This is a genomic window from Mycobacterium sp. (assembly GCF_035499775.1).
Lineage (GTDB): Bacteria > Actinomycetota > Actinomycetes > Mycobacteriales > Mycobacteriaceae > Mycobacterium.
In genome coordinates, this window is the sequence record NZ_DATJYB010000435.1 from 1 (window position 1) to 21,065 (window position 21,065).

Consider the following 21,065-nt stretch of genomic DNA (forward strand, 5'->3'; position numbering starts at 1 on the left):
GAACATGTCGGGGACGTTGAGCTGACCCGCCCAGGTGGTGTCGGCCAGGATCATGTCGCAGCGGAACACCGCCACCGGCAGGCCGCACAGGTCGTGGGCCTCGCGCAGCAGCACCTCGCCGGCCCACTTGCTGTTGCCGTAACCGTTGGCGTAGCTGTCGTTGATCCGCCGTGTCGCGCTGATCACCCGGATGTCGGCATCCTCGGTGAACTTGCCCGGCACGATCTGGTCGCCGACCCCGATCGTCGACACGTAGGTGTATGGCTTCACCTTCGTGGTCAACGCAATGCGGATCAGTTCGGCGGTCCCCAGCGCGTTGGGCCCGAACAGCTCGCTGTACGGCAGCACGTGGTTGACCAGGGCGGCGGGGTCGACGATCAGGTCGACCGTGTCGGCCAGCCGTTGCCATGTCTCGGAGTCCAGGCCGAGGTTCGCCTCGCCCTTGTCACCGGCGATGACCTCGAGATGGTCGGCGGCCAGCTGCTGGTAGTGCGCCAGCAACTCGGGGTCGCCGCTCTCGAAGGTCCTGTCCAGCCGGGCCCGAGCATCTTCATCCGACTTGGCCCGCACCAAAGCGATGACCTTGCCGTCGACCAGGTCCATCCGCTCCAGCCAGTCCAGCGCCAGGTAGCGGCCCAGGAAGCCGGTGGCACCGGTCAGCAGCACGGTGCGGACCTCGGCGCCGGCCCGCGGCAGGGAAGGCGCGGTCGCCAGCGTGGCGGCGTCGATGAACTTGTCCAGCGTGAGGTCGGCGGCATGCACCTCGATCGCGTCACGGCCGTGCACCGATGCGAAGCTGGGCCGCTTGGTGCCCTTCCGCTCGCCCTCGATGTAGTCGGCAATGGCCTGCAGGTCGTTGGCCGGGCTGACGATCACACCCACCGGCACGTCGAGGTGGAAGATCTCCTGCAACAGGTTTCCGAATGTCAACGCGGACAACGAGTCTCCACCCAGGTCGGTGAAGTGCGCATCCGGTGAAAGCTCGGACGCGGCGGTGCCCAGCAACGCGGCAGCGGCCCGGCTGACCGTTTGCAGCACCGGCCCGTCGGCGCCGCTTTGACGAAGCTCGGTCAGCTCGCTGGCCTGGCCTTCGGCCAGCTCGGCGTAGAGCTGTTCGAGCCGCTCGCCGTAGTGCTGCTTGAGTTTCGGCCACGCCAGCTTGCGGATGCCGGTGAGCAGACCATTCTCCAGCGTGAATGGCGTTGTCTCGATGATGAAGTCGCGTGGCACCTCGTACGACTGCAGTCCGGCCTCTTTGGCGACGTTTTGCAGTGAGTCAGCGATCTGCGGCTTTAGAGCCTCAACATCGTCACCGGCCAACGCCTCTTCGGTGGGAACGACGACGGCCAACAAGTAGGGGTGCGCGCTGTTGCCGTAGACGTAGATCTGACGCACCAGTGGGCTGTTGCCGAACACCGCCTCCAGCTTGGCGACGGTGACGAATTCACCCTGCGCGAGCTTCAGCACGTTGTTGCGGCGGTCGACGTAGACCAGCCGGCCGGGGGCGACCTCGGCGACGACGTCGCCGGTCCGGTAGAACCCGTCGGCGTCGAAAACGCCGGCGGTGACCTCGGGCCGCTTGTAGTAGCCGGGGAACATGTTCTCGGTCTTGAGCAGCAACTCGCCGCGCGGGTGTGGCCGGTCGGTGGCGAAGTAGCCCAGGTCCGGGACGTCGGCCAGCTTGTAGTCGATGACCGGCGGACTCTGAATCTCTCCGTCGAACAGGACCATTCCGGCCTCGGTGGAGCCGTAGCCGTCCAGCAAGTGCATGTCGAGCACGTCTTCGACCCAGACCTTCAGCTCGGGGGAGGTGGGCGCCGAGCCCGTCATCGCGAAGATGAACCGCCCGCCCAGCAGGTATTGCCGCACCTCGTCCATCACCTCGGCCTCTGGGACTCCGCTGTGGACGCGGCGCTGATACTCGCCGTACAGCGTCTCCCAGATGCGGGGCACAAAGTTCAGCTCGGTCGGACGCACCAGCTCGAGGTCTTCCAGCAGCGTCGAGAGGTCGCTCTTGGCGGCGAAGTACGCCGTGCCGCCGTTGCCGAGCGTGCCGTAGAGGATGCCGCGTCCCATGACGTGGCTCATCGGCATGAAGTTGAGGGTGATCGACGCGGCGCTCGGCCCGAACCAGTTCCGGCTCGACCGGCACCACATCTTGCCGACGTTGCCCTGCAGGTACATGGCACCTTTGGGGGCGCCGGTGCTGCCGGAGGTGTAGATCAGCAGCGCCAACGGGTTGGCTTCGGCGGGCTCGGCAACCGGGGCTGCCGGCAAAGCCTTGCCGCGCTCGAGCACGTCGGCCAGGGTCTCGACCACCACGTCGGTGCCGGCCAACCGTGCGCGGACGGCCTGCACGGCCTCGCGCTGGTCGTCGACCTCGGGGTGGTAGTCGAACACCACGAGCTTGGCGGGCGTGTGGCCGGTCAGGATCAGCTCGACGGCGTCGGGCAGCTGGTTCACGCTGGCCGCGATGACGGCGGGTTCGGTCTCGACCACGATCGGCTGCAGTCCGGAGACGGCCGCGCTGGTCTGCAGCGGAACCGCCACCGCGGCGATCTGGGCCAGCGCAACGTCGATGGTGGTGAAGTCGACGCTGGTGAAGCCCAGCACCGCAACGCGATCACCGGCACGCACCGAGTCGTTGGCCCAGGCGCGCACCAGCGCGCTGATCCGATCGCCCAGTTCGCGGTAGGTGATGGTCTCGAAGCGGGGGAGCACTTCGAGTACGGTGCGTCCGGTCTTTGGGTCCTTGACGAACTCCACGGCGCGCTGCCCGAGTGCCGGGCGGTCGGCGTAGCCGTCCAGCGCGGTCTGGATGATCTGCGGCAGTCTCAGTCCGGGCTGAGCCATGGCCTCGGCGATCGCCGGGTTCGGTCTGGCTGCGGCGAACTGTGGGTCGTTGGCGGTCAGGTCCTCGATGCGGCGTTCGAGCCGCTCTTCACGAGCAAAAGTCGACATGACAGTTCCTAGCAATGACTTTAGAAATAAGGTGTTTTGCGCGACATTGCGCCGACCTTTAAAACGTTACTCTAGCTAATGGTATTCCCCGGACGGCAAGTGCTGCCAATGGGCTGTGAGTTCCGCCACTTGGGTCCGCGCGCGGGTCGGAAACGGCGGGTTTCCGCCCAGGCTTCACGCGCGGCCGCCCGAGGCGACGGGTCCCTGGCCGTCGCGGGAAGGCGTCGGCGCGGCCGCCCAAGGCGACGGGTCAGAGGTCGCCCAGCAGCCCGGCCAGGATGTCCAGGCCTTCGCTCAGCAGCTCGTTACTGATGGTGAGCGGGGGCAGTAGCCGGATGATGTTGCCGAACATGCCGCAGGTCAAGACGATGACGCCGGCGGCGTGGGCCGCGGTGGCCAACTTGTCGGTCAACCCGGGGTCGGGGTCGGCGGTTCCGGACTTCACCAGCTCGATGGCGATCATGGCGCCGCGGCCGCGCACGTCGCCGATCCGGTCGTCACCGGCCTGTAGCCCCAGCAGCCGGTCCATCATCAACCGTTCGATCTCGCGGGCCCGCTCGATAAGGCCGTCGCGTTCGATGGTCTCGATGGCGGCCAGCGCCGCCGCGCAGCAGACCGGGTTGCCGCCGAAAGTGCCGCCCAGCCCGCTGGCGTGGGGTGCGTCCATCAACTCGGCCCGACCGGTCACCGCCGACAGCGGCAACCCGCCGGCGATGCCTTTGGCCGTGACGATCAGGTCGGGCTCGATGTTCTCGTGCTCGCAGGCGAACATGGCCCCGGTGCGGGCAAACCCGGTTTGCACCTCGTCGGCGATGAACACCACATTGTTCTCCCGGCACCAGGCCAGCAGGGCGCCCAGGAACCCCTCGGCAGGGACGATGAAGCCGCCCTCGCCCTGGATCGGCTCGATGATGACGGCGGCCAGGTTGTCGGCACCGACCTGCTTGTCGATCACGTTGATGGTCCGCGCGGCAGCCAGCTCGCCGTCAGTGGCCAGTTCCTTGTCGAGCAGGCCGTCGCGGTACGGGTAGGACAGCGGCGCCCGGTAGATCTCCGGCGCGAACGGGCCGAAGCCGCTCTTGTAGGGCATCGATTTGGCGGTGAGCGCCATGGCCATGTTGGTGCGGCCGTGGTAGGCGTGGTCGAACGCGACGACGGCGGTCTTGCGGGTGTAGGCGCGGGCGACCTTGACGGCGTTCTCCACCGCCTCGGCGCCGGAGTTGAACAGCACCGAGCGCTTCTCGCCGCCGCCCGGGGTGATCCGGTTGAGTTCTTCCGCGACGGCGATGTACTCCTCGTACGGCGTCACCATGAAGCAGGTGTGGGTGAAGTCGGCCACCTGCTCGCGGACCGCGTCCACCACACGGGGTGAGGAGTTGCCGATCGTGGTGACGGCGATACCCGAACCCAGGTCGATCAGCCGGTTCCCGTCGACGTCCTCGACGATCCCGCCGGCGGCCCGCGTCACGTACACCGGCATGGTGATGCCCACGCCATGGGAAACCGCAGCCACCCGGCGTTTGGTCAGTTCCAGCGATGCGGGACCCGGGATTTCGGTGGCCAAGTGGCGACTCTGCTCGAGGCTGGCCACGAATTCCTCCTCACCGCGGGCGTGCCCGCGACCCTGAACGACGCGCGCATCCGGCGCGGATAAAGCCTAGCCGCAACCCGGGTCGGAGCGCGGCTCCACCGGGCGATCACGGGTTCGCCCGTGAGCCTGCCAGACTGGACGGGCACACTGGACCGTTACGAGGTTCCGAAACGAAAGACAGGCGTGATGGAGAGCTTCCTTTTATTGATGCCGTTCGTGATCATCATGGGCGGGTTTTTTTGGTTTTCGGCGCGCCGGCAGAAGCGCATGATGCAGGCCACGATCGACTTGCACGAGTCGCTGCAGCCGGGGGACCGGGTGCACACCACGTCCGGCATGGAAGCCACCGTCACCGCCATCAGCGACGACACCGTCGACCTGGAGATCGCGCCCGGGGTGGTCACCACCTGGATGAAGCTGGCGATCCGTGACCGGATCCTGCCGGACGAACCCGATCTCGACGAAGCCGAAGACCTTGGAGAGCTAGAAGGCGAGCTGGAAGACGAAGAACCCGAAGACGCGCCGACCGAGACCCGCGCGGCCAAGGATTCCTGAGCGCGGCCTGGCCGATTACCCGCTTGCCCGAAGGGCAGGTGAACGCGACACGTAGTCTTTGCACAGTTCTTGCAAGGCTCCGTCCGGGGTAATAACAGATTCGCAAGGAGATATAAGGAACGTGGCATCGTCTTCGGCGCCGGTGCACCCTGCTCGCTACCTGTCGGTGTTCCTGATCATGCTTGTCAGCGTCTACCTGCTGGTGTTCTTCACCGGGAATGAGAAGGCCGCCCCGAAGCTCGGTATCGACCTGCAGGGCGGCACGCGCGTCACGCTCACCGCACGGACGCCGGACGGCTCTCGCCCGAGCCGCGACGCGCTGACCCAGGCGCAGCAGATCATCAGCGCGCGGGTCAACGGGCTTGGCGTGTCCGGTTCCGAGGTGGTCATCAACGGCGACAACCTGATCATCACGGTGCCCGGCAGCGACGGCAACGAGGCCCGCAACCTGGGAGAGACCGCACGGCTGTACATCCGGCCGGTGGTCCAGGCGATTCCGGCCCAGCCTCAGCCCAAGCCGCCCGCCGCTCCGGAGCCCGGTGGGCAGCCGGCGCCGGGTGGTCAGCCCGCGCCGGGCCAGCCGGCACCCGGCGGTCAGCCCGCGCCCGGCCAGCCGGCACCCGGTGGTCAGCCCGCGCCCGGTGGTCAGCCGGCACCCGGCCAGCCGGCACCCGGCGGCCAACCGGCACCCGGCCAACCGGCACCCGGCGGCCAACCGGCACCCGGCCAGCCCGGCATCCAACCCGCGCCCCCGGGTGCGCCGGCGCCCAAGCCGCAACCGCGGCCTTACCCACAGGACCCCACGCCGGCGCCCAGCCCATCCAAGTCGCCGGCACCCAGCTCCGGCGCCCCGGCACCGGCACCCGGCCCGGCACCCGCACCCAGCTCCGGAGCCCCGGCGCCCTCGACCGGAGCCCCGCCACCGGCGGAGGCGCCGCCGGGTGAGGCACCCGGGCCCCCCGATCCGCGCAAGGAGCTCGCGGAGCGCATCACCGCGGAGAAGAACTGGCGGCAGAGCACCCGCCAGGGTGTTCAGTTCCTGGCGCTGGAATACCAGTCCACGCAATGCGACAAGCCGGACATTCTGGCCGGCAACGACGACCCGAAGCTGCCGCTGGTGACGTGTTCGACCGACCATAAGGTCGCGTATCTGCTGGCCCCGTCGATCATCAACGGCGACCAGATTCAGAACGCCTCGTCGGGCATGAACCCGCGCGGCCTGGGGTACATCGTCGATCTGCAATTCAAGCCGGCCGCGGCCAGCGTCTGGGCTGACTTCACCGCCGCCCATGTCGGCACCAAGACGGCGTTCACGCTGGACTCGCAGGTCGTCAGCGCGCCGGAAATTCAGGAAGCCATCCCCGGCGGCCGCACCCAGATCACTGGGGGAGACCCACCGTTCACCGCGTCCAGCGCGCGCCAGCTGGCCAACGTCCTGAAATACGGGTCGCTGCCGCTGTCCTTCGAACCCTCGGAGGCCCAAACAGTTTCGGCGACATTGGGATTGACCTCCTTGCGCGCCGGCCTGATCGCGGGCGCGATCGGTTTGATCCTGGTGCTGCTGTATTCGTTGGTGTATTACCGGGCACTCGGAGTGCTCACGGCGTTGTCGTTAACCGCATCCGGCGCAATGGTTTTCGCGATTCTGGTGCTCCTGGGCCGATATATCAACTACACCCTGGACCTGGCCGGCATCGCGGGTCTGATCATCGGTATCGGGACCACCGCGGACTCGTTCGTCGTCTTCTTCGAACGCATCAAAGACGAGATCCGCGAAGGCCGTTCGTTCCGGTCAGCGGTTCCACGCGGCTGGGTGCGGGCCCGCAAGACGATCGTGTCGGGCAACGCCGTCACCTTCCTGGCCGCCGCCGTGCTGTACTTCCTGGCGATCGGCCAGGTGAAGGGATTCGCCTTCACCCTTGGCCTCACCACGATCCTCGACTTGGTGGTGGTGTTCCTGGTGACCTGGCCGCTGCTGTACCTGGCCTCCAAGTCGCCGACGCTGTCCAAGCCGGCGTACAACGGCCTGGGCGCCGTCCAGCAGGTGGCCCGCGAACGCCGGGCTTCCGCCCAGACAGCGGGAGGGGGATAACCGCCATGACCGCCAAGGACTCCAAAGCCAAGCCCGACGCCAAGACCCAGCTCGCTGCGGCCAAGGTCAGCGACGCCAAAACGCAGGTCGCAGAGCTGACCGGCGCCGACACCGCCGCAGCGTCGCCCCACCACAGCTTCCTGTCCCGGCTCTACACCGGCACCGGAGCGTTCGAGGTGGTGGGCCGTCGCCGGCTGTGGTACGGCGTCAGCGGTGCGATGGTCGCGATCGCGCTCCTCAGCATCCTGCTGCGCGGCTTCACGTTCGGGATCGACTTCAAGGGCGGCACCACGGTGTCAATGCCCACCGCGGGGGCGACGGGCAACGTGCAGACCGCGCAGGTGCAGGACGTCTTCCACAAAGCCCTGGGCCATGACGCCGAAGCAGTGGTCATCGTGGGCAGCGGCTCGTCCGCGTCGGTGCAGATCCGTTCCGAACACCTGGATAACGAGCAGACGGCGAAGCTCAAGACGGCGCTGTTCGACGCGTTCCAGCCCAAGGACAAGGACGGTAAGCCCAGCAAGCAGGCGATCAGCGACTCGGCGGTGTCGGGGACCTGGGGCGCCCAGATCACCAAGAAGGCGCTGTTCGCGCTGGTGGTGTTCCTGGCGTTGGTCACCTTGTACATCACCGTGCGCTACGAGCGCTATATGGCGATCTCCGCGCTGACGACAATGGTCTTCGACCTGACCGTCACCGCCGGCGTGTACTCGCTGGTGGGCTTCGAAGTCAGCCCTGCCACCGTCATCGGCCTGCTGACCATCCTGGGCTTCTCGCTGTACGACACGGTCATCGTGTTCGACAAGGTCGAGGAGAACACCCACGGCTTCCAGCACACCACCCGGCGCACCTTCGCCGAGCAGGCCAACCTGGCTATCAATCAGACGTTCATGCGCTCGATCAACACCAGCCTGATCTCGGTCTTGCCGGTGCTGTCGCTGATGGTGGTGGCGGTGTGGCTGCTCGGCGTGGGCACGCTGAAGGACCTGGCACTGGTGCAGCTGGTCGGCATCCTGGTCGGCACCTACTCGTCGATCTTCTTCGCCACCCCGCTGCTGGTCACCCTGCGTGAGCGCACCGACTTGGTGCGTACCCACAGTCGCCGCGTCGTCAGACGGCGCAACCCCGGTGCAGCGGCCACCAAAGAGAGCGCCGAGAAAACCGAGAAAGCCGAGAAAGCCGAGAAAGCCGAGAAGCCCGAACCGGCCGACGACGACTCAGCGGACGAGACCACCGAGGCTGCCACGCAGCCGGCCACCCAGGTCGCTCCCGAGGCCACCCGACCCGCGCCATCGAGCAAACCGGCGCCGGGGGCGCGGCCGGTGCGGCCCACGGGTACCCGGCGTCCGACCGGCAAGCGAAACGCCGGCCGGCGCTAACTATGGGCGGTTACCGCTGGACGCTCGTGGGTCTGACGGCGACGCTGATGGCAGCTTCCACGGTGACCGCATGTTCGAGCAGTGCGGCCGCGCATATCGACTACGTCGTTGACGGGTCACTGATCACCTACAACACCAACACCGTCGTCGGTGCCGCCTCCGCCGGAGCCCAGGCGTTCGCCCGCACCCTTACCGGCTTCGGCTATCACGGCCCCGACGGGCAGGTCGTCGCCGACCACGACTTCGGCACCGTCTCCGTGGTGGGCGGTGCTCCGCTGGTCCTCGACTATCAGATCGCCGACAACGCCGTCTACTCGGACGGCAAGCCCGTGACCTGCGACGATCTGGTGCTTACCTGGGCGGCCCAGTCCGGGAAGTTCCCCGCGTTCGCAGCCGCCACCCAGGCCGGCTACGTCGACATCGCCAACATCGAATGCATGCCCGGGCAGAAGAAGGCCCGAGTGTCGTTCATCCCGGACCGCACTGTGGTCGACTACAGCCAGCTGTTCGGCGCGACCTCGCTGATGCCGTCGCACATCATCGCCGACCAGCTGAAGGTCGACGTGACGGCGGTGCTGCTGGGCAATCAGATCCAACTGGTGGATGAGATCGCGAAGCGGTGGAACACCATCTGGGACCTCAAGCCCGGTGTCGATCTCAAACGCTTCCCGTCGTCGGGACCGTACAAGATCGAATCGGTCCTGGATGGCGGCGTCGTGGTGCTCAGCGCCAACGACCGTTGGTGGGGTCCCAAGCCGGTCACCAGGCGGATCACCGTGCGGCCGCAGGGAGCCGACATCCAGGACCGGGTCAACCATCGCGACGTGGACGTGGTCGACGTCGCGGCGGGGTCGTCGGGATCGCTTGCCACGCCGGACAACTACGAGCGCATCGACTCCCCGTCGGACGGCATCGAGCAGCTGATCTTCGCACTGCAGGGGCCACTTGCCCTGGCGCGTGAGCGCCGCGCGTTCGCGTTGTGTACCCCGCGCGACGTGATCGCCAGGGACGCCGGGGTTCCGATCGCCAATTCACGGCTGTCCCCGGCATCCGACGACGCCGTCGCCCAGGCCGACGGGGCCGCGCAGGCCGGCCAGTTCAACAAGGCGGATGCCGGCGCCGCGCGCGACGCGCTGCATGGTGCGCCGCTGACGGTACGGGTCGGCTACCAGGGGCCCAACGCGCGGTTGGCGGCCTCCGTCGGGGCGATCACCAAGGCTTGCGCTGCGGCGGGCATCATCGTGTCCGGTGTCACCATCGACTCCCCGGGCCCCCAGGCGCTGCGGGACGGCAAGATCGACGCGCTGTTGGCCAGCACCGGCGGAGCCACCGGCAGCGGATCCAGCGGATCGTCGGCGATGGACGCCTACACCCTGCACAGCGGCAACGGCAACAACCTGTCCGGCTACGCGAACCCGCAGATCGACGGGAACATCGGCGCGCTGGCAGTGTCGGCGGACCCGGCCGAGCGGGTCCGGCTGCTGAACGAGAGCGCGCCGATACTCTGGGGTGATATGCCGACGTTGCCGCTATACCGGCAGCAGCGCACGCTGTTGATGTCGAAGAAAATGTATGCCGTGAGCAAGAATCCGACCCGCTGGGGAGCGGGCTGGAACATGGACCGGTGGGCGTTACTGCAGTGAGCGTTCCGGTGGCCGAGATGATCTCGGCGTTGACGCGCAGCGTCGCCGACTTTCCGGAACCGGGTGTCGACTTCAAGGACCTCACCCCGCTGTTCGCCGACCGTCGCGCGATGGCCGTAGTGACCGACGCCCTCGCTGACATCGCATCCGGCGCCGATCTGGTCGCCGGCCTCGACGCTCGGGGGTTTCTGGTGGCCGCGGCCGTCGCCACCCGGCTGGGAACCGGCGTACTGGCAATCCGCAAGGGCGGCAAGCTGCCTCCGCCGGTGCTCAGCGAGCACTACACCCGGGAGTACGGCGACGCCGTCATCGAGATTCCGGCCGACGGGATCGAATTGCGGGACCGCCGCGTTGTGGTCCTCGACGACGTGCTGGCCACCGGTGGCACTTTGGTTGCGGCGCGTCGACTACTGGAACGCTGCGGGGCCAGCGTGACCACCGCGGCGGTGATCCTGGAACTGCCGGCGCTGGGCGGTCGCGAGGCGGTCGCGCCGTTGACCGTGCACAGCTTGAGCCGCGGGTAGCCTCGAAATAAATCCGCACGGCCCGCCGAGTGTGCGGCCTGCCGCACGTTGCCCGCCGAGTGTGCGGCCAGCCGCACGCTGGGCGCCGGGACGCCGAAAAACTCCGCATGGACCGCAATCGCCCGGCACCCGATATCCTCGATGGCGGAGGCGATTTTCGGAGGTTTGAGGTGGCGGACGACCAGAGCACGGCGCAAGCCGTTGTCGCGCCGCCCCCTGAGGCCCTCCCAGAAACCCCGGCGGTCACCGAAGCGATCCCCGAAGCCCCCGCCGAGCCGCCGGTAGAGGCGACAAAGACCACCAGCAGCGCGTCGCGGCGGGTCCGGGCCAGGCTGGCCCGGCGGATGACCGCCCGCAGCGGCGCCATCAATCCCGTGCTCGAGCCGCTGGTGGCCGTGCACCGCGAGGTCTATCCGAAGGCGAACCTGTCGCTGCTGCAGCGGGCCTTCGAGGTCGCCGACCAACGGCACGCCAGCCAGTTGCGTCATTCCGGTGACCCGTACATCACCCACCCACTGGCCGTCGCCAACATTCTGGCCGAGTTGGGCATGGACACCACCACGCTGGTCGCCGCGCTGCTGCACGACACCGTCGAGGACACCGGATACACGCTCGAGGCGCTATCCGAGGAATTCGGCGAGGAGGTGGGCCACCTCGTCGACGGGGTGACCAAACTGGACCGGGTCGTGCTGGGCAACGCTGCCGAGGGCGAGACCATCCGCAAGATGATCACCGCGATGGCCCGCGACCCGCGGGTGCTGGTGATCAAGGTGGCCGACCGGCTGCACAACATGCGCACCATGCGCTTCCTGCCGCCGGAGAAGCAGGCGCGCAAGTCCCGCGAGACACTGGAAGTGATTGCGCCCCTGGCGCATCGACTGGGTATGGCCAGCGTCAAGTGGGAGCTGGAGGACCTGTCGTTCGCAATCCTGCACCCCAAGAAGTACGAGGAGATCGTCCGGCTGGTCGCCGGCCGCGCGCCGTCCCGGGACACCTACCTGACCAAGGTGCGCACCGAGATCACCAACACGCTCAACGCGTCGAAGATCAAGGCGGTGGTGGAGGGCCGACCCAAGCACTACTGGTCGATCTACCAGAAGATGATCGTCAAGGGCCGCGACTTCGACGACATCCACGACCTGGTCGGCATTCGTATCCTGTGCGACGAAATCCGGGACTGTTACGCCGCTGTGGGGGTGGTCCATTCGCTGTGGCAGCCGATGGCCGGACGGTTCAAGGACTACATCGCCCAGCCGCGATATAGCGTGTACCAGTCGCTGCACACCACCGTCGTCGGGCCGGAGGGCAAACCGCTGGAGGTGCAGATCCGCACCCGCGACATGCACCGCACCGCCGAATACGGCATCGCTGCGCACTGGCGTTACAAGGAAGCCAAGGGCCGCAACGGGGTTCCACATCCGCACGCCGCCGCCGAGATCGACGACATGGCCTGGATGCGTCAGCTGCTCGACTGGCAGCGGGAAGCTGCCGACCCGGGCGAGTTCCTGGAGTCGTTGCGCTATGACCTTGCGGTACAAGAGATCTTCGTGTTCTCGCCCAAGGGCGACGTCTTCACGCTGCCGACCGGGTCCACACCGGTGGACTTCGCCTACGCGGTGCACACCGAGGTCGGCCACCGCTGCATCGGCGCCCGGGTCAACGGCCGGCTGGTGGCGCTGGAACGCAAGCTGGAAAACGGTGAAGTCGTAGAGGTTTTCACGTCCAAGGCGCCCAACGCCGGACCGTCGCGGGACTGGCAGCAATTCGTGGTGTCGCCCCGCGCCAAGACGAAGATCCGGCAGTGGTTCGCCAAGGAGCGGCGTGAGGAGGCGCTGGAGGCCGGCAAGGAAGTCATGGCGCGCGAGGTCCGCCGGGGCGGACTTCCGCTGCAGCGCTTGGTCAACGGCGAGTCCATGGGGGCGGTTGCCCGCGAGTTGCACTACACCGACGTGTCCGCCCTCTACACCGCGATCGGCGAAGGGCATGTGTCGGCCCGCCACGTCGTGCAGCGATTGCTGGCCGAGCTCGGCGGCATCGACCAGGCCGAAGAGGAACTCGCCGAGCGGTCCACTCCGGCGACCATGCTGCGCCGTCCGCGCAGCAACGAAGACGTCGGCGTCTCCGTCCCGGGCGCGCCGGGTGTCCTGACCAAACTCGCCAAGTGCTGCACGCCGGTGCCCGGGGACCAGATCATGGGGTTCGTGACCCGCGGCGGCGGCGTCAGTGTGCACCGCACCGACTGCACCAACGCCGCATCACTGCAGCAGCAGGCCGAGCGGATCATCGAGGTGCTCTGGGCGCCGTCGCCGTCGTCGGTGTTCCTGGTCGCGATCCAGGTGGAGGCGCTCGACCGGCACCGGCTGTTGTCGGACGTGACGCGCGTGCTGGCCGACGAGAAGGTGAACATCCTGTCCGCGTCGGTCACCACGTCCGGTGACCGGGTGGCGATCAGCCGGTTCACCTTCGAGATGGGCGACCCCAAGCACCTCGGGCACCTGCTCAACGTCGTGCGCAACGTCGAGGGCGTCTACGACGTCTACCGGGTGACGTCCGCGGCCTGACGCTTCACTCGGGCACGAATATTCACGTACAGCAGCACGCCGATCAGCACCAGCGCCAAGGCGATCAGCGCAGCGACGACGCCAACCGGCGGCGACAGCACATCGGACAGCAGACTCGGCCGTGCCGCGTGAGGGTTCGGCGGCACCGGCTGGGCCTCTGAGCTCTCGAAAGCCAGGGGCAGCGACCCGTATTTCAGGTCAGTGGCCAGCTGGCGCGCGCTCGAGGCACTGAACGGTGGGTCTCCACCACTGATCTGGGTCCGCCCGCCCGGGATCGCCTCCTGGATCACCGGGGCACTGACGACCTGCGAGTCCAGGGTGAACGCGGTCTGAGTACCGACGTGGGAGGCGGTGAAATCGGCCCAGATGGTCGCGGCGGCGGGCTTGAATTGCAGGTCGACGACATAGCCCTGGCCGGTCTGACGCCTCGCCGAGACGGCGTCTTGGATTTGGTCTCCGCCGAGGATCGACGGGGCCAGCAGATACGCCACTTTGTGGTCGGTCGAACACGTCACCAGTGGCAGCGTGGGGTCGTCGTTGCCGGCCAGAATGTCCGGCTGATCGCAGTGCGTGGCCTGCAGTTGCAGGCCCAGGAACTGGACGCCCTGCCGGGTACTCTGCCGCCACGCCTTCTCCGCGGCGACCCGCTCGGCGAGGGTCTGGTGCGGCTCGGCCGGCGCGGGCGGGGCCTGGGGCGCGGGCGGGGCCTGCCCCGGCCCCGTGGGTGGTTGTGGTGGCGCGGGTTGCGCGGGGATCGACTGGATCACCGGGCGTAGGTAGAGCCGCGCCGTCTGGCTGAGCTGCCGGACCTCGTCGGCGTTGTTTCCCGGCGCGGTGACGACCAGGTTCTGACCGTCGATGACGACCTGCGCGCCGGTGATACCGAGCCCCTTGGCCCGGGCCGCGATAATCCGCTGCGCCTGCGACAGCGCCTCCCGCGACGGTGGCGTGCCGTCGGGAGTCCGTGCCATCAAGGTGACCCGGGTGCCGCCCTGCTGGTCGACGGTGTGCTCGGGACGGTCATGGCCGGCCACCAGAACGGCCAGCAGGTAGGTGCCGATCAGCAGGGTCAGCAATGCCAGCAGCACGTTCGCCACCCGAACGCCCGCCGACCGCGCTGGCCGGTGCACGGGCACGGGGTACGCGGTGGGTGCCTGCGGCCAGGGGCCTACTGCCGCCGCCGGGGCGCCCGCCAGGGCCGCGCGGGCGTCCGCGGCCAGTTCCAGCGCGCTCTGATAGCGCTGATTGGGATCCTTCGCCATGCCGCGGGCGATCACGGCATCAAAGCCCGGCGGGACGTCGGGGCAGATGAGCGTCGGCCGTGGTGGTGGGGCGGTCAGGTGCCCGGCGACCTGCTGCTCGGGGCTGTCTCCGGGGTAGGGCCGCTGTCCGGTCAGGCACTCGTAAAGCACGCAGGCCAGCGAATAGATATCGGCGCGGTGGTCGGTGATGCCGCTGAAGCGCTCGGGCGCCATGTAGGCCAAGGCGCCGACGGTCTGACCGGTGTCGGCGGCCGCTCGCGCGATGCCGAAGTCGATGAGATACGTGAAGTCGCGCTCGGCGACCAGGATGTTCGACGGTTTGACGTCGCGGTGTATCAATCCGGCCCGGTGAGCGGCATTCAGCGCGGCGGCGACCTGCTCGACGATCACGACGGCACGCTCGGGGTGTAGTCGCCCGCCGCTCTCGAGCAGGAGAGCGCCCAGGTCGTGTCCCTCGATCAGGCGCATGTCCACGTAGAGCCGGCCGTCGATTTCGCCGTAGTTGTGGATGGGCACCACGTGCGGCTCGTTGAGTCCGGCTGCGGTGTGTGCCTCGCGCTGGAACCGCTGCCGATACTCGGGGTCTTCGGCGAGATGCGCCGACAGCAGCTTGATGGCGACGACACGGTCGGTGTCGTTGTCGTGGGCGCGGAAGACTTCGCCCATCCCGCCGCGGCCCAGCACGTCGAGAAGCTGGTACCGACCGAATGAACCTGCTGAAGGACTCGTCACCGGCAGCCCATCAGTCCAGCCGCACCGATGTGATCGTCACCGGGGTGACAGGAGTCCCATCCTCACCGCCCCCGACGACGCCGGCCTTGGCGATCTTGTCGATGGTCGCCAGGCCGGTGTTGTCGATCGTGCCGAAGACCGTGTACTGCGGTGGGAGCTCGGAGTCCTCGTAGAGCAGAAAGAACTGGCTGCCGTTGGTGTTGGGTCCGTTGGTCGCCATGGCCAGCGTCCCGCGCGGGTACAGGACAGGCTGGCTCAACGCGGGGTCGCCGGGTTGGTACTGGTTCACCGGGTATTCGTCGGCGAAGTTGTATCCGGGGCCGCCGTTATCGGCTCCGCCGCATTGCAGCACGCGGAGCTTCGGCAAGGTGGTCAGTCGCTGGCACTGCGTGCCGTTGAAGAACCCCTGTTGCGCCAGGCTGGTGAAGCTGTTCACCGTGCACGGGGACTTGCCGTTGGCGAGCTGCAGCCCGATGTCGCCTTGGTCGGTGACCATGCTGACCGCGACCTCGGCCGGATCGGTGGCCACTCTGCCCGATCGGGGCGGCTGCGCCGGCCTGGCGCCCGGCTCGGGTGACGTCGGGTACTGACAGTCGGCACCCAGGTCACCCCGCGGGTTGAACGGCGGCAACAAAGGCACATTCGGCGGCGGTTCGGTGGATTCCGCCGTCCCGGTCGGTGCTTTGGATTCCGCCGGGCGTGCGGCATTCTCGTTGTGCGCGATCATCGCCAGCACAGCGGCCACCGCGGCCAGAGCCAGAAGGGGTCCGGCGATCAGACCCGTGACCAAGATTGCCGGTCTGCGTCTCGCGTGTGGTTGGGGCGTTGGCGTCACCGGGCCCCACGGGTCGGGTTCCTGCGGAACGTCGCGGGTGGATGCCATGGACAGCGGCGGCAGGTTCGATCCCGCCAGAGCCGCTTTGGCAGCGTTGGCGAGTTCCGTTGCGGACTGATAGCGCTCGTCGGGATCTTTGGCCATGCCCCGGGCGATCACCTCGTCGAATGCCGGCGGTAGGCCTGGTGCCATGGTCGACGGTTGTGGCGGCGGGGTGTGCAGGTGTCCGGCGAGCTGCTCTTCGTAGGTGCTGCCAGGGTACGGACGGCTTCCGGTCAGGCATTCGAATAGCACGCAGGCCAGCGAATACACGTCGGCCCGCAGATCCGTTGTGCCCCTGAAGCGTTCGGGGGCCATGTAGGCCATGGTGCCCATGGTGTGCCCGGTGTTGGTGAGGGTGGTGTCGGTCACGGTGCGGGCGATCCCGAAGTCGATCAGGTAGACGAAATCTCGTGCGGTGGCGACCAGGATGTTCGACGGCTTGACATCGCGGTGTACCAAGCCCACATGGTGGGCGCTGTCCAGTGCGGCCGCGACCTGTTCGACTACCGCGACCGCTTGCGCGGGGTTCAGCCGGCCACCGTTTTCGGTGATGAAACCGCGCAGGTCGCGACCCTCGATCAGCCGCATGTCGACATAGAGTTGGCCGTCGATCTCGCCGTAGCCATGGATGGGCACTATGTGCGGGTCGTTGAGACTTGCCGCTGTGCGTGCCTCGCGGCGGAACCGTTCCTGATACTCGCTGTCCTCCGCCACCTGCGCGGGGAGCACCTTGAGAGCCACCACCCGGTTGGTGCTCGCGTCATAGGCGCGGAACACCTGCCCCATGCCGCCACGGCCTAATGCGCCCTGCAATTCGTATCGTCCGAATGTGTCTGGGGTCCCCACCCCACGACCATAAGCGGTTGGGGTTCAGTCTTTAAGCACCGACTGGATGACCGTTTCGATGGCCGGGGGTCCGTCGTCACCGCCGCCGGCGACGCCGCCCTTGGCGATTTTGTCCAGGGTGGCCAGCCCGTCGTCCTGTATCTTTCCGAAGACGGTGTAGTCGGGCGGCAGTACCGAATCCTGGTAGACCAGGAAGAACTGGCTGCCGTTGTCGTGCTGTTGCGGGCTGTGGGCCATGGCGATGGTGCCGCGGGGATAAAGGACGGGCTGGTCCAGCTTGGGGTCGTTAGGCGGGAACTGGTCGGTGGGGTACTCGTTTTCGAACTGGTAGCCGGGCCCGCCGCCGCCCTTGCCCGTCGGGTCGCCGCATTGGAGCACTCCCAGGCCGGGGGACGTGGTCAGCCGGTGGCACTTGGTGCCGTCGAAGAATTTCTGGTTGGCCAGGCTGAGGAAACTATTCACCGTGCAGGGTGACTCGTTGTTGGCCAGCAGCAGGCCGATATGGCCCTGGTTGGTGACCATGCTGACGCTCACCGTGGCCGGGTCGGTCGGGACTTTGCCGGTGTGCGGCAGCTGGGCGGGCTTGGCGGCCTTGTCTTGTGACGGCGGGTACTGACAGTTGGCGCCCAGGTTGGCCGGCGGCTGAAACGCCGGCAGGGGCGGAGCCATGGGCTTGCTCGGCGGCGCGCTACTGCTGGTCGTAGCGGCGGTAGTGCTCTTGTGGTCGTCTTTGTTGAACACCACGACGGTGACGATCGCGGCGATCACGGCCACTGCGGCGACGGCGATTCCTGCGATCGTCAACTGCCGCCGCCGTCGGGCCTGCTTGGCGCGGCGCTCCAGCTGCCGTTCGAGTTTGCGTTTGGCTGTCGCACGTCGCTGTTGGTTGGTCGGCACGGCCGCTATCTTTCCATGACGGCCCGCATCGTCGTCCGGGGCCAGGGATGGGAAACTGGGAACCGTGTTGATCACCGGATTTCCCGCCGGGTTGCTGGCCTGCAACTGTTACGTGCTGGCCGAGCGGCCGGGCACCGATGCCATCATCGTGGACCCGGGTCAGCGTGCGATGGGCCAGCTGCGGCGCATCCTCGACGAGAATCGGCTGACGCCCGCGGCGGTGCTGATCACTCACGGGCACATCGACCACATGTGGTCCGCGCAGAAGGTGTCCGACACGTTCGGCTGTCCCACCTACATTCATCCCGAGGACCGGTTCATGCTGACCGACCCCATCTACGGCTTCGGCCCGCGGGTGGCGCAGCTGTTCACCGGGGCGTTCTTCCGGGAGCCCAAGCAGGTCGTCGAGCTGGACCGCGACGGCGACAAGCTCGACCTGGGCAGCGTGTCCGTCAACGTCGACCACACTCCGGGGCACACCCGCGGATCGGTGTGCTTCCGCGTGCATCAGGCCGCCAAGGACGGCGCCGACGTGGTGTTCACCGGCGACACGCTGTTCGAGCGTTCGATCGGCCGCACCGACCTGTTCGGTGGCAGCGGGCGGGACCTGTACCGCTCCATCGTCGACAAGCTGTTGGTGCTCGACGACCAGACCGTGGTACTACCCGGACATGGCAACCGCACCACCATCGGCGCCGAGCGCCGCCTCAACCCCTTCCTCGAAGGCCTGTAAGCGGTGAGCGAATTCGCTTCGTTTTCTGGCCCCAAGGGAGTCCCGGACTATGTCCCGCCGGACTCGGCCGAGTTCGTCGCGGTACGCGACGGCCTGCTGGGGGCGGCCCGCCGAGCCGGCTACAGCCACATCGAGCTGCCGATATTCGAGGACACCGCACTGTTCACCCGCGGCGTCGGGGAATCCACCGACGTGGTGACCAAAGAGATGTACACCTTCACCGACCGTGGCAACCGCTCGCTGACCCTGCGGCCCGAGGGCACTGCCGGGGTGGTGCGCGCGGTGATCGAGAACGGCCTGGACCGCGGTGCGCTGCCGGTGAAGCTGTGTTATGCGGGCCCGTTCTTTCGTTACGAGCGGCCGCAGGCCGGCCGCTACCGCCAGCTGCAGCAGGTCGGCGTCGAGGCGATCGGGGTTGACGACCCGGCGCTGGACGCCGAGGTGATCGCCGTCGCCGACGCCGGTTTCCGGTCGCTGGGCCTGGACGGATTCCGGTTGGAAATCACCTCACTGGGCGACGAGAGCTGCCGTCCGCAGTATCGAGAGCTGTTGCAGGACTTCCTTTTTGCGTTGGACCTCGACGAGGAGACCCGACGGCGCGCCGAGATCAACCCGTTGCGGGTGCTCGACGACAAGCGTCCCGAGGTGCGCGCGATGACGGCCGAGGCGCCGGTGCTGCTCGACCACCTGTCCGACGAAGCCAAGCAGCACTTCGACACCGTGCTCGCGCATTTGGACGCGTTCGGGGTGCCGTACGTGATCAACCCCCGCATGGTGCGCGGGCTGGACTACTACACCAAGACCACGTTCGAGTTCGTGCACGACGGCCTGGGCGCCCAGTCCGGCATCGGCGGCGGCGGCCGGTACGACGGGCTGATGGCTCAACTCGGCGGACAAGACCTGTCCGGCATCGGATTCGGGCTCGGCGTGGACCGGATCCTGTTGGCACTGCGGGCCGAAGGTCGCAGCGCGGGGTCCTCGGCGCGCTGCGACGTCTTCGGGGTGCCGCTGAGCGACGCGGCCAAGCTGCGGCTGGCGGTGCTGGCGCGGGAGTTGCGGGGTGCCGGCGTCCGCGTCGACCTCGCGTACGGCGACCGCGGGCTCAAGGGGGCGATGCGCGCCGCCGACCGTTCCGGTGCCCGCTTCGCGCTGGTCGCCGGCGATCGTGACCTGGAGGCCGGCACGGTCGGGGTGAAGGATCTGGGCAGCGGCGATCAGGTTTCGGTGCCGCTGGATTCGGTTGTGGGTGAGGTGCTTTCGCGGCTGAACGCCTAGGCGTACTCGGATTCACTTCTGTCACTTCGGTTTCAGCGCCCGCCATGCGATCATGACGAAATGGCGTTCCCGTCACAGACACCTGATCATCGGCGCCGCAAGAAGCAGAAGTCAGCGCTGGGCGTTATCCTTCTTTTCGCCCTGGCCTTTGCATTCACCGTCGGGCTCAATGTCCTCTTCTACGGCCTAGATAACAAGAAAGGTGGCACGCCCACCGTCGCGTGGCTCGGTGTAGCCATGGTTTTGCTGAGCGTGCTGATCGCCGTCGGTTGGTGGATCAGAGCGCTCGCGGGGGCCAAGAAGGACCGCGCGCTGCGAGAGCGCGGCACTGTACGGCGTGAAATCATCCGGCCGCGGCCCTCGGACGGCATGCTCCCGCATTTCGACGAATGGTTCCGCGTAGGCGCGAGTATGCGGTGCCAGTACAACCCGGCAAATCCCGACAAGGTGCTGGTGTTCCCCTCCGCCGCGCCGGGTGACCGGATTTCGTACAACGAATTCATTGGTGCCGGATCGGACTATCTTTGGTTCTCCTCGGCGACCTGAAGCCAAAACCCATGAGCGAACGTTAGTTCTTCTTGAGCTCCTCGGCGAGCATCACGATGATGCCACTGGGACCGCGGATGTACGTGAGTTTGTAGACGTCCGCATAGGTCGCGACGCCGCGAAGCGGACGGCAGCCGTGCCTTGCGGCTATCTCAAGGGCTTCGTCGATGTCGTCGACTGAGAACGCGACGCGGTGCATGCCAATCTCGTTGGGACTGGTGGGCTTCGACTCGATCGCCTCGGGGTGGATGTACTCGAAGAGCTCGAGGCGACCGTGACCGTCTGGCGTCTGGAGCATCGCAATGTTGGCGTGGTTGCCATCAAGGCCAACGGCAGTGTCGGTCCATTCACCACTGACCGTGTCACGACCGATTACCGTGAGACCGAGGTCGGTGAAGAAGGCGATCGTTGCTTCGAGGTCGCGGACGGCGATGCCGACGTTCTCAAGTTTGATGGCCATGCCTGGCATGCTATCGATGGATCATCAAGCCTTGACAGACCGAGATTCTGGCCGCCCACGGGGAAATCCAGCGGACCATAGACACGGCGCCTTGCCTCGAAGAAACATTGGGAGACAACTGCTTTCGAACC

The 21,065-nt window shown here is 67.3% G+C and carries 15 protein-coding genes; 9 read left to right on the forward strand and 6 right to left on the reverse strand.

Annotated features, from left to right (window positions below; all coding sequences use genetic code 11):
* Both car and gabT read right to left on the reverse strand, forming a co-directional pair.
* Positions 1-2,961 (reverse strand): carboxylic acid reductase (gene car / locus VML93_RS26885; RefSeq protein ID WP_325615304.1); only part of this gene is annotated, 2,961 nt, incomplete at its 3' end.
* Positions 2,962-3,211: 250 nt separating this feature from the next.
* Positions 3,212-4,552: a 4-aminobutyrate--2-oxoglutarate transaminase gene (gene gabT, locus VML93_RS26890; RefSeq protein WP_325615305.1), complete on the reverse strand. Its 1,341-nt coding sequence runs from the start codon at positions 4,550-4,552 to the stop codon at positions 3,212-3,214.
* Between the two features lie 186 nt (positions 4,553-4,738).
* Between gabT and yajC the strand changes: the two genes are divergently transcribed.
* The 6 genes from yajC (at position 4,739) to VML93_RS26920 (ending at position 13,306) form a co-directional block, all read left to right on the forward strand.
* Positions 4,739-5,107 carry a preprotein translocase subunit YajC gene (gene yajC, locus VML93_RS26895; protein ID WP_325615322.1) on the forward strand — a complete coding sequence of 123 codons (369 nt, stop codon included), beginning with the start codon at positions 4,739-4,741 and terminating at the stop codon, positions 5,105-5,107.
* A 121-nt stretch (positions 5,108-5,228) separates the two neighbouring features.
* Positions 5,229-7,199 carry a protein translocase subunit SecD gene (secD, locus tag VML93_RS26900; RefSeq protein ID WP_325615306.1) on the forward strand — a complete coding sequence of 657 codons (1,971 nt, stop codon included), beginning with the start codon at positions 5,229-5,231 and terminating at the stop codon, positions 7,197-7,199.
* Positions 7,200-7,204: 5 nt separating this feature from the next.
* Positions 7,205-8,578, forward strand: coding sequence for a protein translocase subunit SecF (secF, locus tag VML93_RS26905; protein ID WP_325615307.1), 1,374 nt, complete (start codon positions 7,205-7,207; stop codon positions 8,576-8,578).
* Positions 8,579-8,580: 2 nt separating this feature from the next.
* Positions 8,581-10,221, forward strand: coding sequence for an ABC transporter substrate-binding protein (locus VML93_RS26910; protein WP_325615308.1), 1,641 nt, complete (start codon positions 8,581-8,583; stop codon positions 10,219-10,221).
* Between the two features lie 17 nt (positions 10,222-10,238).
* Positions 10,239-10,745, forward strand: a complete 507-nt coding sequence (locus VML93_RS26915) for an adenine phosphoribosyltransferase (RefSeq protein WP_325615323.1) — start codon at positions 10,239-10,241, stop codon at positions 10,743-10,745.
* Between the two features lie 170 nt (positions 10,746-10,915).
* On the forward strand, positions 10,916-13,306 hold the full coding sequence (locus VML93_RS26920) for a RelA/SpoT family protein (protein ID WP_325615309.1): 2,391 nt from the start codon (positions 10,916-10,918) through the stop codon (positions 13,304-13,306).
* On the opposite strand, the gene VML93_RS26925 is transcribed toward VML93_RS26920, so the two are convergent.
* The 3 genes from VML93_RS26925 to VML93_RS26935 form a co-directional block, all read right to left on the reverse strand.
* Complete coding sequence (locus VML93_RS26925) at positions 13,282-15,300, reverse strand: protein kinase domain-containing protein (protein WP_325615310.1); 2,019 nt, start codon at positions 15,298-15,300, stop codon at positions 13,282-13,284. The two genes, VML93_RS26920 and VML93_RS26925, sit on opposite strands and share 25 nt — an antisense overlap.
* A gap of 10 nt (positions 15,301-15,310) precedes the next feature.
* Entirely contained in the window at positions 15,311-16,963 is a 1,653-nt protein-coding gene (locus VML93_RS26930; RefSeq protein ID WP_414686453.1) for a protein kinase domain-containing protein, read from the reverse strand.
* Between the two features lie 84 nt (positions 16,964-17,047).
* Positions 17,048-17,920, reverse strand: coding sequence for a peptidylprolyl isomerase (locus tag VML93_RS26935; protein ID WP_325615312.1), 873 nt, complete (start codon positions 17,918-17,920; stop codon positions 17,048-17,050).
* A gap of 64 nt (positions 17,921-17,984) precedes the next feature.
* Here VML93_RS26935 and VML93_RS26940 point away from each other — a divergent pair, with 64 nt between their 5' ends.
* From VML93_RS26940 to VML93_RS26950, 3 genes are read left to right on the forward strand one after another with little or no spacing between them, the layout of a single operon-like run.
* Positions 17,985-18,653, forward strand: a complete 669-nt coding sequence (locus VML93_RS26940) for an MBL fold metallo-hydrolase (RefSeq protein ID WP_325615313.1) — start codon at positions 17,985-17,987, stop codon at positions 18,651-18,653.
* 3 nt (positions 18,654-18,656) lie between these two features.
* Complete coding sequence (hisS, locus tag VML93_RS26945; RefSeq protein ID WP_325615314.1) at positions 18,657-19,928, forward strand: histidine--tRNA ligase; 1,272 nt, start codon at positions 18,657-18,659, stop codon at positions 19,926-19,928.
* Between the two features lie 60 nt (positions 19,929-19,988).
* Positions 19,989-20,474, forward strand: coding sequence for a hypothetical protein (locus VML93_RS26950; RefSeq protein ID WP_325615315.1), 486 nt, complete (start codon positions 19,989-19,991; stop codon positions 20,472-20,474).
* A 22-nt stretch (positions 20,475-20,496) separates the two neighbouring features.
* Here VML93_RS26950 and VML93_RS26955 read toward each other — a convergent pair whose 3' ends face one another.
* Positions 20,497-20,934, reverse strand: coding sequence for a VOC family protein (locus VML93_RS26955; RefSeq protein ID WP_325615324.1), 438 nt, complete (start codon positions 20,932-20,934; stop codon positions 20,497-20,499).
* Positions 20,935-21,065: the final 131 nt, after the last annotated feature.